The 15,039-nt window shown below is 69.3% G+C and carries 9 protein-coding genes; 5 read left to right on the top strand and 4 right to left on the bottom strand.

Features of this window, described 5'->3' with window-relative positions:
- Nucleotides 1-58 precede the first annotated feature (58 nt).
- Nucleotides 59-649: a LysE family translocator gene (locus OOZ63_RS15690; protein WP_266006486.1), complete on the top strand. Its 591-nt coding sequence runs from the start codon at nucleotides 59-61 to the stop codon at nucleotides 647-649.
- 10 nt (nucleotides 650-659) lie between these two features.
- Nucleotides 660-2,108 (top strand): PLP-dependent aminotransferase family protein, encoded by a 1,449-nt coding sequence (locus OOZ63_RS15685; RefSeq protein ID WP_266006485.1) that lies wholly within the window; start codon nucleotides 660-662, stop codon nucleotides 2,106-2,108.
- Here OOZ63_RS15685 and OOZ63_RS15680 read toward each other — a convergent pair.
- On the bottom strand, nucleotides 2,105-2,749 hold the full coding sequence (locus tag OOZ63_RS15680) for a DUF6064 family protein (protein WP_266006484.1): 645 nt from the start codon (nucleotides 2,747-2,749) through the stop codon (nucleotides 2,105-2,107). The genes OOZ63_RS15685 and OOZ63_RS15680 overlap by 4 nt on opposite strands.
- Nucleotides 2,750-2,751: 2 nt before the next feature.
- The gene (locus OOZ63_RS15675; RefSeq protein WP_323055755.1) at nucleotides 2,752-3,687 is read right to left on the bottom strand and encodes an aldo/keto reductase; all 936 of its coding nucleotides are present in this window, start codon (nucleotides 3,685-3,687) and stop codon (nucleotides 2,752-2,754) included.
- A gap of 265 nt (nucleotides 3,688-3,952) precedes the next feature.
- On the opposite strand from OOZ63_RS15675, the gene OOZ63_RS15670 reads away from it, so the two are divergent.
- Together OOZ63_RS15670 and OOZ63_RS15665 are read left to right on the top strand one after the other, a co-directional pair.
- Nucleotides 3,953-4,363, top strand: a complete 411-nt coding sequence (locus OOZ63_RS15670) for a DUF4398 domain-containing protein (RefSeq protein ID WP_266006483.1) — start codon at nucleotides 3,953-3,955, stop codon at nucleotides 4,361-4,363.
- Nucleotides 4,360-5,259: an OmpA family protein gene (locus tag OOZ63_RS15665; RefSeq protein ID WP_266006482.1), complete on the top strand. Its 900-nt coding sequence runs from the start codon at nucleotides 4,360-4,362 to the stop codon at nucleotides 5,257-5,259. The genes OOZ63_RS15670 and OOZ63_RS15665 overlap by 4 nt, the downstream gene beginning before the upstream one ends.
- On the opposite strand, the gene OOZ63_RS15660 is transcribed toward OOZ63_RS15665, so the two are convergent.
- Together OOZ63_RS15660 and OOZ63_RS15655 are read right to left on the bottom strand one after the other, a co-directional pair.
- Nucleotides 5,246-13,696, bottom strand: coding sequence for a GH36-type glycosyl hydrolase domain-containing protein (locus OOZ63_RS15660; protein WP_266006481.1), 8,451 nt, complete (start codon nucleotides 13,694-13,696; stop codon nucleotides 5,246-5,248). The genes OOZ63_RS15665 and OOZ63_RS15660 overlap by 14 nt on opposite strands.
- Before the next feature lie 8 nt (nucleotides 13,697-13,704).
- Nucleotides 13,705-13,932, bottom strand: a complete 228-nt coding sequence (locus OOZ63_RS15655; RefSeq protein WP_266006480.1) for a hypothetical protein — start codon at nucleotides 13,930-13,932, stop codon at nucleotides 13,705-13,707.
- Nucleotides 13,933-14,303: 371 nt separating this feature from the next.
- Here OOZ63_RS15655 and OOZ63_RS15650 point away from each other — a divergent pair, with 371 nt between their 5' ends.
- A complete protein-coding gene (locus OOZ63_RS15650; RefSeq protein ID WP_266006479.1) occupies nucleotides 14,304-15,023 on the top strand; it encodes a Crp/Fnr family transcriptional regulator in 720 nt (239 codons plus the stop codon).
- Nucleotides 15,024-15,039: the final 16 nt, after the last annotated feature.

Genomic DNA, 15,039 nt, shown 5'->3' with positions numbered 1-15,039 from the left:
TCTAGGTGGCCCGGGGTGTCGCTCCTAGGATCAAGCACCCGCTTTGGAGTGTTTGGCCATGACCGATCTGCTGCCCCTGATGACTTACTGCCTGGTGATGTCCAGCACACCAGGCCCCAACAATGTAATGCTGACCGCGCTGGGTGCGAACTTCGGCTATCGCCGCAGCCTGGCACCCATCCTGGGCATCAATGTCGGCGTGTTCGTCCAGACCTTGCTGTGCTGCCTCGGGCTGGGCAGTCTGTTCATGGCCTACCCGCAGGCTCACGCCGTACTGCGCGTCACCGGCGTGCTCTACCTGGTCTATCTGGCCTGGCAGCTCAGCGGCGTCTCGGCGGCCCAGGGTCGGCCGGCCGAACCGCTGAGCTTCGCTCAGGCGGTGCTGTTCCAGGCGCTGAACCCGAAGAGCTGGATCAAGGCCATCACGCTGGCCTCGGTCTTCATGCCGGTGGGCCTGGGAGCGGTGCAGGGCGCGCTGCTGGTGGGGCTGATCGGCTGGGCCATCGGCTTCCCCTGTAACTCGATGTGGGCGCTGTTCGGCGTTGCGATCCGGCGCTTTCTGGCCGAGCCGCGCCAGCGCCGCGCCTTCAATCTGCTGATGGCAGCGACCCTCTTGCTGCTGGCCCTGTCCCTGCTGCGCAGCCCCTAAACTGGCCGGTATGTTCTCGATCGACCGCAACTCCACAATGCCCCTGGCCGACCAGGTCGAGGCGCGGCTGCGAGCGCTGATTGCAGCCGGCCAGCTGCCTTCCGGTGCGCGCCTGCCGTCGATCCGCCAACTGGCCCAGCAGCTGGCCGTCAGCCCGCAGACCGTGATCAGCGCCTATGACCGGCTGGTCGCATCGGCCAGCATCGACTCGCGCGGCACGGCTGGCTTTTTCGTCTGCGAGCCGCGAGGGCAGCTGCCCGACCCGGCCGCGCTGGAGGCCGGCGAGGAGCAGGAGCCGGTCTGGCTGGCCCAGCAGGCCGGCGACCAGCGCGCCGGCGTGTTGCTGGCCAGCAGCGGGGCACTGCCGGCCTCCTGGCTGGCGGATGCCGTGCCGGCGGTGACGGTGCAGCGGGCGCTGGCGCGCAGTACCGCCGGCATGGCCACCCGCTGCCCGCCGCAAGGCCTGCCCGAGCTGCGCGAGCGCATCGCGATGCTGCTGCGCGGCCAGGGGCTGGCGGTCGATGCCGGGCGCGTGATGACCACCTATGGCGGTACCCAGGCCATCGATCTGATCTGTCGGGCCTTCCTGCAGCCGGGCGATACGGTGCTGGTCGAGAACCCCGGCTACTTTCTGATGTTTGGCCGGTTGCGCGAGGCCGGGCTGCATGTCGTGCCGATCACGCGCCTTCCCGACGGGCTTGATCTGGACGAGCTGGAGACCGCCTGCCGCACGCATCGGCCGCGCATGCTATTCATTCAGGCCGTGTTGCACAACCCGACCGGCTGGGGCAGCAGCCCGGCCAATCTGCACAAGGTGCTGATGCTGGCCGAAGCCCACGGCCTGTTGATCGCCGAAGACGATGTGCAGGGCCACTTCCACCCCGGCAACCCGACCCGGCTGGCGGCACTGTCGGGGCTGGACCGGGTGATCTACTACTCGAGCTTTTGCAAGGCGCTGAGCCCGGCTCTGCGTCTAGGCTATCTGGCGGCCGAACCGGCGCTGCTGAAGGCCTTGCTGCGCGAGAAGATCTACACGGTGCTGACGACGCCTGCGCTCAACGAATATGTGCTGCTGGAGCTGCTGGCGGCCGGGCGCTGGCGCAAGCATTTGGAGCGCCTGCAGCGCCAGTTGATTGCGGCGCGCAACAGCACGTCGCGCCAACTCGTGGCCGCTGGCATCGCCTTCGACCCCCAGCCCGGCGAGGGCGGGCTGTTCCTGTGGGGTCGGGTGCCGGAGGGCGTGGACGTCGATCTGCTGGTGCAGGACGCCTACCGCAACAAGATCCTGCTGGCGCGCGGCGCCACCTTCCGCGCCGACGCCGTGCCCGACCCGCATCTGCGCTTCAACGTGGTGCTGGCCCAGCATGTGCGGCTGGCCGACTATCTGCGCGAGCGGCTTCAGGCGCTGGCCGGCGCGCGGGCGACGCTTGGGCGGGTCAGCGGGACGCTCGGCGCCTAGACCCGGCCGAGCCTCAGCCGTAAGGCAAGGCTCAGTAGCGCCGCAGCCGGCAGCACCAGAGCCTCGGGTGCTTTCAAGGTCCATAGCGTTGCGCCGCTGATCGCGCACCACAGCAGCGGGATCGGCCACAGCCACCAGACGCCGGGGCGTAAGAGCAGCAGGCCCAAGCTGGCCAGCACCGTGGGGTCTGCAGCGATGCCGAACAGCTCGATGCCCCGCCAACTGCGTCCGCAGGCCAGCGCCAGCAGCGGGTGACCGAACAGGGCCCAGGCCAGCAGTGTCAGGCCCGGCCAGGCCCGTGACGATGGCGCGGTGGACCGCTGTGCGGCGAGCACCAGCAGCAGGGCCTGCAGCGCAAAAGCGGCGGCAAACCAGCTCGCTGCCCAGTTGATCTGGGCATAGCGCTGCCAGTGCAAGGCCAAGGCTACCCAGGCCCAGGCGGCAGCCAACACGAGCCAGGGCCAAGGTGCCGGCCTGGCGGGCGGGTTCCACATCAAGGCAAGCCCGGCAGCCAGCATCGGCAGCTGCCAGGGCCAAACGTCGGCGTTATAGCGCTCGAACAGACGGGCATAGGCGGCCGGGGAGAACATCAGCAAATCCGACAGCTGATAGCTCGACCATACGGCCCACCACTCGGCCATGCTCAGAGCGCCGCGATCAACTCGGCGATGCGCCGGCGCTGAGCCGCATCGGGCATAGGTCCGTTGGCGGCGGCCATGTTCTGGCGCAGGTGCTCGACCTGGCTGGTGGCCGGAATCGCGCAGGTGATGGCCGGATGCGAGACGATGAACTTGAGCACCAGCGCGGCCCAGCTGCTGCAGCCCAGCTCGGCGCCGGCCCAAGCGGGCAGGCGTTCAGCCGCCAGGGCCTGCAGCAGCTCGCCCTGGCGGAACGGCCGGTTGGCGATCACCGCGATGCCACGCTCCTGGGCCAGTGGCAGCAGCCGCGCCTCGGCCTCGCGGTCCAGCGGGTTGTAGCTGAGTTGAATGAAATCCAGTGGCTGGCTGCGCATGATGCGCTCCAGCTCGGCATGGCGCCGGCCCTCTGAGGTGCTGATGCCCACATAGCGCAGCAGCCCGCTCGCCTTCAGGGTCTGCAACTGAGGCAAATGGGCTTCCCAGGCCAGCAGGTTGTGCACCTGCAGCAGGTCGAAGCGGGGCACGCCCCAATGCCGGCGCGAGGCCTCGATCTGGGCCGGCCCGCGCGCGCCGGCGCCGATCCAGACCTTGTCGGCTGCAAACACCGAGGCGGCGGCCGGGCCCAGCGCCACCAACCCCTGGCCGATCACCGGCTGCGAGGAGCCGTACATCGGAGAGGAATCGATCAGCCGCCCGCCGGCCGCGAAAAAGGCGCGCATTACCGCCGTGCAGCCGGCACGTGCCTGCGCATCATCACCGACGTTGAATGTGATCCAGCTGCCCAGGCCCAGCACCGGGACGGTCTCGCCAGTGGATGGGATGGGTTTGAGCGTCGGTGCCGTGCTGGCCTGGGGGAGCGAAGGCAGGGCCAGCGAGGGCGCGAACAGGGCCAGCCGGCGCAAGAGCTGGCGCCGGGCGGGATGGACGGGCTTCATCGTCATGATCGCCTCCGGTAGATCGCTACTGATCGGCGGCACCGCAGTGCCGCGCTTGCACTCTAAGCCATGGCCGCTACGCCGGGGTCCCCGATTGACGGCTTTTCGCCGTCGCCAACCAGGCCGGGAGGCCGGGCTGCTGTAGGACAGCACCGCGACTGCGCGCTATGTGCGTCAACGCACGGACCCTGCTTGCGAAAGCGCCCAGCCTGATCGTTCACAGACGCCCGGCCCCGCTGCCGGCGCGCCGCCTTCACCGAAAGGAATTGCGATGAAACGCTCACTTGGCCTCAGGGCCGTACCCGGCGCGCTGGCGCTATTGGCACTGGCGGCCTGCGCCAGCACGCCTGCTCCCAGCGCCGAACTGGCGCTGTCTGGCGCCGCACTGACCCGCGCCGACGGTGCCGGGGCTGCCGAGCTGGCCCCGGCGGAGTTGCGCATGGCACGCGCCAAGCTGGAGCGCGCCCAGGCCGCGCTGGCCGCCAAAGATCACGAGCAGGCGCTTCAGATGGCCCAGCAGTCCGAGCTTGACGCCCGCCTTGCCGAGGCCAAGAGTCGCGCCGCCAAGGCCCGCAAGACCGCTGATGAGCTGCTGGAAAGCAACCGGGTGTTGCGCGAAGAAATGGGCCGCAAGACACCTGCCGTGCTGCCTGCACCAACGACCCCGAGGACCCCGTCATGAAAACTCCCCGCCATCACACCCTGTCCCTGCTTAGCCTCGCGGCCCTGAGCGTGCTGATGGGCTGCAGCAGTCTGCCGGCCGACAATGCCCGACTTGAGGAAGCGCGCCGAGACTACCGTGCGGCGCAGCAGGCCCCGCAGATCAACGAGCTGGCCGGCGTCGAGATGCGCCAGGCCAGCGACGCACTGCACAAGGCAAGCGACGCATGGACCCGCAAGGACAAGCCCAGCGAGGTGGATCATTGGTCCTACCTGGCCAAGCAGCGTATCGCGATCGCGCAGGAGACCGCCAGTCAGAAGGTGGCCGAGCAGGCCTTGGGCCTGGCTACGGCCGAGCGCGACCGCTCCCGTCTGGCCGCGCGCACCAGCGAGGCCGACAGCGCCCAGCGCAACGCCAACGCGGCGATGCAGCAGGCCGATGCCGCCCAGCGCCAGGCAGCGATGGCCCAGCAGCAGACCAGGGATGCCCGCGCCGTCAATGCGCAGCTGGAGGCCCAGCTCAAAGAGATGAACGCGCTGCAGACCGAGCGCGGCCTGGTCATCACGATAGGCGACGTGCTGTTCGACACCAACCGCGCCGAGCTCAAGCCCGGCGGCATGCGCAATGTCGAGAAGCTGGTCGGCTTCCTGAAGCAGTATCCGCAGCGCACCGCGATGGTGGAGGGCTATACAGACAGCGTCGGCAGCGACAGCGCCAACCAGGGCCTATCCGGGCGACGCGCCGACGCGGTGCGCATGGCCTTGGTCGATCAGGGCGTTGGCCGCGAGCGCATCCGATCGCAGGGCTATGGAGAGGCTTATCCGGTTGCCAGCAATGACAGCGCCGACGGCCGCCAGCTGAACCGCCGCGTCGAGATCCTGCTGTCGGACGAGGCGGGCGCGATCAAGCCTCGGTAGTCGTCAGCGGCAGGACGAAGCAGGTTTCGAGGGCCAGGTCTTGCCAACGCAAGACCTGGCCCTCTTCAATGAGGGTGGCACCTGCCGAGGCCGCTGCAGCCCGCGCCTGCTGCGGCGTGGCGCGCATCAGGATGAAGCGCATCTGCTGTCCATTGCGGCGCAACGTCAACTCCGCCTCGGGCCAGTGCGCCGGCAGGCAGGGCGCGAAGCTCAGGCTTTCGGCCTCCTGCTTCAGCCCGAAGATAGCTTCCAGCGCCGCGCGGTGCAGCCAGGCCGCTGCCCCGGTGTACCAGCTCCAGCCACCGCGCCCGATGTAAGGCGGCTGTGTGTAGATGTCGCCTGCCATCACATAGGGCTCCAGGCCGTAGACTGGGCCCTGCAGCGGATGGGCGGCCCGGTGGGCCGGGCTCAAGTGGCAGAAGTACTGGTAGGGCAGGTCGGAGGGCCGGTTCAGCCGGGCCTGGGCCATCAGCGCCCAAATACCTGCGTGCGAGTACTGGCCGCCGTTCTCGCGCACGCCGGGCGGATAGGCCTGAATATAGCCGGCGCTGGGCTCAGCATGGATTAGCGGCGGGTCCAGCAGCCGGATCAGCCCGGCCTGGGCGTCGACCAGCAGGCTGTGGGCCGAGGCCATGGCTTGCTGCGCGCGGCCCGGCCCGCCCTCGACGCCGGACAGCACGGCCCAGGCCTGGGCGATCAGATCGATGCGGGCCTCGCTGTTGGCTGCCGAGCCGAGCGGCTGGCCGTCGTCGAAGAAGGCGCGCTTGTACCACTGGCCGTCCCACGCCGGGCCTGCCAGCGCGGCGCGCCAGCCGGCGGCGGCGCGCTCCCAGCGCTCGGCGCGCTCGTTGTCGCCGCGCTCGCGCGCCAGCGGCGCGAAGTCGCTGACGATGCGGCAGGCAAACCAGGCCAGCCAGACCGATTCGCCGCGCCCCTGATGGCCGACCCGGTTCATGCCGTCGTTCCAGTCACCCGTGCCCATCAGCGGCAGGCCGTGCACGCCTACCCGCAGGCTACGATCCAGCGTCAGGGCCGCATGCTCGTAGACCGAGCTCTTGTGGCTGCTGATGGTCGGGGTGTAGTAGGCGTCCTCGGCGCCCTCGGGGATGGCCGCCCCCTCCAGGAAGGGCAGGCGCTGCTCCAGCAGGGCGGCATCGCCGCTGGTGCGCAGATAGTGGACGCACGCATGTGGCAGCCACAACAGGTCATCGGAGAAATGCGTGCGAACGCCGGCGCCGCCGGGGGCATGCCACCAGTGCTGCACATCGCCCTCGGGATACTGGCGCGCTGCGCAGGCCAGTATCTGCTCGCGCAGCAGGTGCGGTGCGGCCCAGGCCAGCGCCATCGAGTCCTGCAACTGGTCGCGAAATCCGGTGGCGCCGCCCGCCTGGTAGAAGCCCGCTTTGGCCCACAGCCGGCAAGAGACGGCCTGGTAGAGCAGCCAGCGATTGACCAGGGCATCGAACAGCGGATCTGGGGTCTTCACGCTGCTGGCGCTCAGCAGCGCGTCCCAGTCGCGCCGCTGCGTGTCCAGGCGCTGTTGGGGCGGCACAGCCGCCGCCACAGCCGCCAGCTGGCGTGCGGCGTCCGGATTCTCGGCCCAGCCTAGCAGCCAGGTCCGCTCCTCAGTCTGGCCGGCCGGAAGGTTCAGTGTGACGGCCAGTGCCGCGCAGGGGTCGAGGCCGGCGCCGCTTCGCTGGCCGAAGTGATCGGGCAGGACCAGCCGGCCGCGCGCATCGAAGCACTCGCGCCGGTCGCAGCTCCAATCGAGTCGTGTATCGGCCGGGCCGGCGATGGCCAGAAAGGCCGTGCCCTCGCCCAGGCCGCCGGAGCGCTCGGGCTGGGTGGCCAGCAGCGCGCTGAGCTTGCAGGCGCCGTCCGGGCCGTCGGGCAGGCGCTGGCTGTGCAGTGCGGTGTGCACAGTGCCTCGGTCGCTGCGTTGTGCGCCCATCATCCATTCGGCGATGCCGATCAGGCGCAGCTGCTGGCGCTGGGCGCCGCGGTTGGTGATGCTCAGGTGCAGCTGTTTGACGGCCAGCTTAGGATCGACACACCAGACCGCTCGCACCTCCAGATCGCCGCGCCGGTGGCTGATGCGGGTGTATCCCTGGCCATGGGCGACGCGGTAGGCCACGCCCTGGTCGCCCCAGGCGCCGGGTGCTGTGCTCCAGACCTCCAGGCTGCGCAGGTCCTGCAACAAGAACCACTCGGACGGTGGGTCGGCCAGCGGATCGTTGGACCAGGCGGTGAGCTGGTTCATGCGGCTGTTGCGCGCCCAGCTGTGGCCGCCTCCGCCCTCGGAGAGCTGGTAACCGAACTCGGGGTTGGCCAGCACATTGATCCAGGGCCGCGGTGCGCGCACTGCGGCATCGACCTCGAAGCGGAACTCTTCGCCGCCGTTGGCGAAGCTGCCTCGCGCTGGTTGCGCAGGGCCGCCGCTGGCTACTTCCAGGGCCGAGCCCGAGGTCTCCTGGCGGGCCGCCAGCGCCTGCTCATGCTGGGCGCTCCAGGCCTGTAGATGGTGAAGCAGCGGCCGCCCATCGGCGTGCAGGCGCACGCGGGCCAGCTGCTGCAGGGTGCTGAGCTCGTCGGCGGAGAGCTCTTCGGCGCGCAGCTGATGAAAGCCGGTGCTGGCGCTGGTGCTCACATGGGCATGGCTGCCCTCGCTGCCATGGCGTTCGCGCAGCGCGGCGATTTCACGCTGTAAAGCCATCTGGTAGGACACCGGCTCGGCATTGACGACTACCAAATCACAGGCCAGGCCGCCCCAGGCCCACAGCCGCAGCGCCTGGGCCAGGGTGCGCAGCAGGCCCACGCCGGCCATCACGCCTGCCGTCACCAGGATCAGCGGCCGGTCGCCCGAGATGCCGAAGCGCCACAAAAGGCGGCGATCACACACACCGGGTAGGGCCAGCGGCCGGGTAAGGCTCAGCAGCAGCGCGGTGCTCAGGCTTTGCACCGCAGCGAAATGCTCGGGGCTGATGCGCAGCGCCCGCAGCCGTATTCCGGCCAAGGTGGCCGACATCAGCGAGGCGCGTTGCACATGGCTTTGCTGGTGGTATTTGTCGATCACCGCATGCAGGACACCTGCGTCGTCGCTGGCGGCAGTCGCGAAGGTCAGCACCGCCTTGGCATGAGGCGCGATGCGCAGGCTCACGCCCAAAACGCAGACCGGGTCCAGTCCCGTCTCCAACGCCAGCGTATCGCCGCTGGCCGGCAGCGGCCGCAGCTGGGCTAGCGGCCGGTTGACCGCGCGGTTGCGGCCCAGCCACAGCGCTCGGTCCGTTTGTCCACTGATGCCCAGCAGCGCATGCTCGGTATGGGTCAAGAAATGCGCGGCATGAAGGCCGCGCTCGGTGGCTAGGCGCGGTTTGCGCTCAAAGCACAGCGCTTGCTGCGCCGGCCGCCATTCGGCGCGCACAAACAGATTACCGAAAGCCGGATGCGCCTCGTCGGCGCGCGCCTCGGCCAGGCTCGGTTCGAAGCCAGAGATCAGCTCGATCTCCAGCACCTTGTCGCCGGTATTGCGCAGCTCGACCTGGCGAAACTCGATGTCGTCCTCGGGGCTGACCCAGGCCGTGATCTGGCTTTGCAGATCGGGCCAGTCGGCCAACAGGCTGACCCGGTCGGCATGGAACAGCGCCTGGTACTGAGCGGCCGGGTCAGGTGCCGGGTGCTGGCTCAGCGAGACTGGCGCGGCGCCGGGGCGGCGGCGCACATAGAAGAAGCTGCCATAGGCATCGCGCAGCGCATCGTCGCGCCAGCGGCTGATGCCCTGGCGGCCCCAGTGGCTGCTGCCGGCGCCGTTGGCGCGCAGCGAGACGCTGTAGCGCCCGTTCGACAGCAAATGCGTCGGTGCGATCGCCGCCATACCCGGCACCACCTCGCGCAGCAGACCGGCGCTGCGCTCGGTGGCGGCCTGCGGCGGCGGGCCCGGTTCCGGCGCGGCCAGCCGCGAGACCTCGCGCGGCGCGCTTTCGTGCAGCAACGAGGCCACCGCCTGCAAATGGGCATCTGCCATGCCCCAGCGCTGTGCGACGCCGCCCAGCAGCAGATTGGCCAGCGCGACGATGCTCATGCCCTGATGGTGCGACATAAAGGTGCTGACAGGCATGAAGGCAGCGGCGCCGGTGCGGCGCGAGGGCGTGAAGTCCAACGCCTCAATGAAGCCGTAGCGGCCGCGCGCGCCCAGCGACTCCAGCCGCTGCAGGTTCTGCAGCGCGCGCTGGGGCGCCAGCGGGGCTGCCATGGCCGTCGCATACGGCGCGATCACCAGCTCGTCCGGCGGGGTGCGGCGCAGCGCCAGCCGCGGCACGCCCTGCGGCGCGTACTGGTAGGCCAGCGTGTGGTCGCTGCCGGCATAGGCCGACTCCGACACCCCCCAGGGCGTGCCGTGCTGCTCGCCAAAATCGATCTGCTCGCGCACCGCGGCCTCGCAGGCCTCGCGCAGCGCGCTACCCTGCGGCTCGTCCAGCACCAGGCCCGGCATCAGGTACTCGAACATCGAGCCCGACCACGAGCGCAGGCCCGCCGCCGTGCCCTGGGCGTAGAAGGGCCGGCCCAGTGCGCTCCAGTGGCGCACCGGCACATCGCCCTTGGCGATCGCCAGCAGGCTGGTCAGGCGCGACTCCGAGGCCAGCAGGTCGAAGAAGCCCTCGTCGAGTTGTTGTTCGGCGACGCGAAAGCCGATATGAAAGAGCTGGCGTTTGTCGCTGTAGAGAAACTTGAAGTCGGCCGCCCAGGCCAGCACTTCGCAGTCGCGCGCCAACGCGCGCAGCCGCAGCCGGGCGCTGTGGCCGCTGTCCTCGCCGCAAAGCAGCATCGCCTGGCGGTCCAGCTCCATTGAGCGCAGCGTTGCCAGGTGGTCGGCAAGCAGCCACGCCAGCGGCTCCGCGGCGTTTTCCGCCTGTATCAGCTGGGCGAAGCTGTCCGCCTTGCAGGTCTCGGCCAGAAGTGCCGAATCCGCCGGCAGCATGGCGCGCAGCCGCTGCCGCGAGGCGGCGAGCGCGCGGCGGGCGGGTCCCTCGTCATAGGGGGTCTGGGCGAGCTCCAGGCAGGCCTGGGCAACCGCCAGCAGATGGCCGCAAAGGTTGCCGCTGTCGACGCTAGATACATACATCGGCAGCAGCGGCGCCCGGGTCTGTGTGTCATACCAGTTCAGGAAATGGCCGCGGTAGCGCTGCAGGCCGGCCATGCTGGCCAGGGTGGCTTCGAGCCGCTTGAGCAGCTCCTCGGTGCCGATCCAGCCGAACTGGCGCGCGCAGACGACGCTCAGCAAGTAGAGCCCGAAATTGGTCGGCGAGCTGCGATGGGCCAGCATCTCATGTGGCAGGGTCTGCAAATTGTCGGGCGGCAGGTGTAGGTCCTCCGGGCTGACGCAGCGCTCGAAGAAGCGCCAGGTGTCGCGAGCGACGCCGCCTAGATAGGCCTGCTCGGCGGCCGGGCGCGTGGCGGCACGGCGCCGTGGCCGGCTTACCCACCAGCTGAGCAGCGGCGCGCTCAGCCACAGCAGGGCGAGCGCGAGGGTCAGCGCTGGATAGGGCGTGCGGCCGCTGGCCAGCAGCACTCCCAACAGCAGCAGGCTCAGCAGCGGCGCTCGCCAGTGCTGGCGCAGGCTCTCCAGCAAGCCGGTCTTGGCGGCGGCCTGGGCGGCGGCAGCGGTGGTCCATTGCAGCAGCTTGCGCCGGCTGATCAACGTGCGGTAGAGCGAGCGCGTGATCGCGTCCAGCGCCAGCAGCGCCTGCTGCGCGAGCTGGCTCAGATGCCAGAGACCGCCGGCCAGCGCGCGCACGAGTTCCAGCATCGCCTGGCGGTAGAAGTGACCCAGCGCCAGGTCGTCACGGCTGGGCGCTAGGCCGGCCAGCGCTCCCAGCAACGGCCCGGCAGTGAAGGCCGCCAGCACCAGAGTCAGTGCGGCAGCCGGCGACAGTACGAGGCCGGCCAGCGAAAGCAGCAGCAGCGCCAGTGCGGCTGGCGCCACCAAAGAGCGGCGCAAATTGTCGAACATCTTCCAGCGGTTGATTGCCCGCAGCCGGTATCGACCCGGCTTCAGAAGCAGCGGCAGCAACTGCCAGTCGCCGCGGGTCCAGCGGTGCACGCGTGAGGCCGCGACATCGGCGTGGAAAGGTGCCTCTTCGATGAGCGTGATGTCGCTGACCGCCGCACAGCGCGCCAGCGAACCTTCGAGCAAGTCATGGCTCAAGACCTGGCCCTCGGGCAGACGCCCGGCTAGCAGGGCGTGCACGGCGCGTACATGGAGCAGGCCCTTGCCGGTAAACGTGCCCTCGTGGAACAGGTCCTGATAGACCTCGGAGCTGGCTGCGCTGTAGGGGTCGATGCCGCTTCGGCCGGCGAACAGCCAGTGGTAGGGCGTCATGTCGCGCTCTGCTGGCAGCGGGGTTACGACTCGGGGCTGGAGGATGCCGTACCCGCCCAGCAGGCGCTGGCCGTTGGCGTCCAGCCGCGGCTGGTTGTGCGGGTGGGCCGCAACGCCGACCAGCTCGCGTAGGCGCCCAGGCGGCATGCCGGTGTCGGTGTCGAGCGTGATGATGTAGCGCGTGTCCGCGGCGATCTGCGTGAGTTCGCCCAGCGGCATGAAGGCGGCGGCGTCGCCGGTGGCCAGCGCCTCGACCAGCTGTTCGAGCTTGCCGCGCTTGCGCTCCCACCCTATCCAGCGCTGCTCACTGGCGCTGAATCGACGCTGGCGGTGCAACAGCAGAAAACGTGGTGGCGCGCCCGGCGCCCCCGGATGGCGCAGGTTCAGCGCGCGCAACTGCTGTGCGGCCTCGGTCAGCAGATCGTCATCGCCGTCGAGCTGCTGCTGCTCGGCGTCTGCCCAATCACTCAGCAGCGCGAACTGGGTGTGGGCTTCCGGGTTGGCCAGATGGTGTAGCTGCAAGCGCTGCGCCAGCGCGCGGATACTGCCCAGATCGCCCAGCAGGGCAGGGATCACAACCATCACGCGATGCTCGGCCGGGATGCCCTCGGTTAGCGCTAGACGCGGAAGGTGCTGGGGCCGCAGCGATTCGCTGACCATGCGGTTGAGCAGTGCGACCACGGCCTCGGACGCTGGGATCAGCATCAGCACCAGACCTAGCCAGAGCAGCCATCCGGGCTCGGCTACAGACCTGGGTAGCAGCGCGCCGACGAGGGCCGCCGTGCCAAGCGCCAGCGTACCCAGATACAGCGGCAGGCGCAGCCGGCGCACACCGGTGCGCCAGGCCAGCAGGCCGGGCTCGCGCAGGCCCAGTGCGCGCAGCAAGGTCGGCCGCCCGGCGCCTTGCAGCCAGTAGCCGGCCGCTGCCGGCGCGCTGGTCGACCCGTCCGGCGCCAGTTGCATCAGGTCGAGCAGGGTCTTGGCTACCGACAGCTCGCTGCGGCCGCTGCGCTTGGCCAGGCGCTCGATGCGGTGCAGGCTCTGGTCGCGTGTCTGGCTGTGTTCGGCGGCAAACACTGGCGCGCCCAACATCAGGCGCATCAGGCTGCTTGTGTGGGCGATCAGCTCGGGCCAGTCGGCGGCGGCAATCGCGCGCAGCGAGTTGACGGCGTTGCTGACGCTGAGGTTGTCTGCGGTCTGGTCGGCGCTGAGCTGGGCCTGCAGCGCGGCGGGGTCGGGCAGGGCGCGGTGCAGCCAGTCGAGCAGCCAGCCCTGCACATGGCCTTGGTCCACCGTGCTGCGGTCCTGCAGACGCAGCGCCAGCTGGGCTAGAAAGACCGGGCCGACGCCACGACGCTGCATCGAACGATGCAGCTGGTCCAGGCCGTGCAGGCTGCAGCCGTCGAGCCGGTCGCAGAACAGGTTGGCGAGTTCGCGCGCGGCCTTTTGCGTCGCGACGCGCTCGGCCAGGCGGCGCAGGTTCTCAATCAGTACCACACGCAGGGTGGTCGGCAGCGCCCAGGTCTCGCCCAGGGTCAGCTCGCGCGTCTCCTGATAGGCGTTCAAGAAGGCCTGCAGCAGCTCGGCGTCGAAGGCGCTATCGGTGTGAGCGACAAAGGCCCAGGCCACACCATAGATGCGCGGCAGTCCAGCCAGCGGCTCGGCGATAAGCAGCGGCAGCGCGCGAAAGTAGCGGCTGGGCAGGCCCTCATGGATTTCCTTGATCTGAGCCTCGATCAGATGGAAGTTGTCGAGCAGCCACTCGGCCGCCGGGCTGATGTCGTAGCCGCTGGCGGCCTGCGCGCCGATGTAGTGACGGGCCTGGCGCAGCACGCTGATATTGCTGCGCAGGCGTGGAAAGAAGCTCGCGGCGCCAGCGCCGCCCCGGGTGGCTTGATGGGTGTCGCCGAGGCTTCGGCCATGCTGGGCGAAGCGCTGTGGGCCGAAAAGCTCGGCGCGTATCGGCGGCTGCAGCGCACCGCTGTCCTGGTCCTGCATGGCCAGCAGCGCCGCCGGGGCAACTGGGAGTAGGCGCAGCAGCTCGGACGGCGCCCAGTCCATGACCGCAGTCAATACAGCCAGGTGCCGGCGATGATCAGCGCGGCCAGCAGCACCAGGCTCGTGACCAGCCGCGCGGCGACGAAGCGGTGCAGCAGTTCGGCGCCGCAGCGCAGGCCGAACAGGCGACCGCTCATGCGGCGGCATAGGCTCAGGTGTTCGCCCAGCGCTGACAGCTCCATAGGTGAGGTGTCGGTGCTATCGCCGTAGGACGAGGTGCTCCAGTTCGGGGTGGTCATCGAGGGCTCCGCCCGCCGGGCGCGCTGGGCCCGACGGCAATCGTGTGGCAGAAGCGAGCGCACCAGCGGCGCGCTTGCCAAGAGGCCGCGAGCTGGGCTCGTGACGTGATTCATCGTAGGCAGCGCGGCCTTCGCCGTCTGTCGGACGACCGGCCCCGGCCTGTGTAGGACCAAGCGCCGTGTCGCTCTCTGAATCGCCGAACCGGCCGCACCGGATCTTTGTTTTTAGCCACTCGCTGCGGCACTGTCTGTGCGCTGAGCCACATGGCAGCGCGCTATGTTCGATAGCGCACATATCAATCGGGACCGACTGCGTATAGTCGGTTCAGAGCCTGACCGCGTCGGGTCCCTTGCTTTGCATGGAGTTCCCGATGGCCTCAGCGCCTGATCCCCGCCATAACCGCCTGCTGGCTGCCTTGCCCGAGGCCGAGTGGCAGCGTTTGCAGCCGCTGCTCGAAGCAGTCGAACTGCCCTTGGGCGCCGTGGTCTATGAGTCAGGCGGCACGCTGAGCCATGTGTACTTTCCGACCACTGCCATCGTGTCCCTGCTCTATGTGCTGGAAGATGGCGCCTCGGCCGAGATTGCGGTGGTGGGCTACGAGGGTCTGGTCGGCATCTCGCTATTCATGGGCGGTGGCTCGACGCCCAGCCGCGCCGTGGTGCAGAGCGCTGGCCAGGGCTTTCGGCTGCACTCCCACCATATGAAGGATGAGTTCAATCGCGCCGGTCCGGTCATGCATCTGTTGCTGCGCTACACGCAGGCCCTCATCACGCAGATGGCGCAGACCGCAGTCTGCAACCGCCACCATTCGCTCGACCAGCAACTGTGCCGCTGGTTGATGTTGAGCCTTGACCGGCTGGACGGCAACGAGCTTGTGATGACCCAGGAGCTGATCGCCAATATGCTGGGCGTGCGCCGAGAGGGCGTGACCGAGGGGGCGCTGAAGCTGCAAAAAGCAGGCCTGATCCGCTACGCGCGCGGCCGCATCTCGGTGCTGGACCGCGCAGGGCTGGAGTCGCGCACCTGCGAGTGCTATGCGGTCGTCAAGGCCGAATACGACCGCCTGCTGCCCGACCGCAAGGCCAGCTGAACGCGTGACCCCGACG

Source organism: Paucibacter sp. PLA-PC-4 (assembly GCF_026241155.1).
Lineage (GTDB): Bacteria > Pseudomonadota > Gammaproteobacteria > Burkholderiales > Burkholderiaceae_C > Roseateles_E.
Note: the sequence above shows the minus strand (reverse complement) of the source record. Positions and strands in the feature narration are given on the sequence as shown.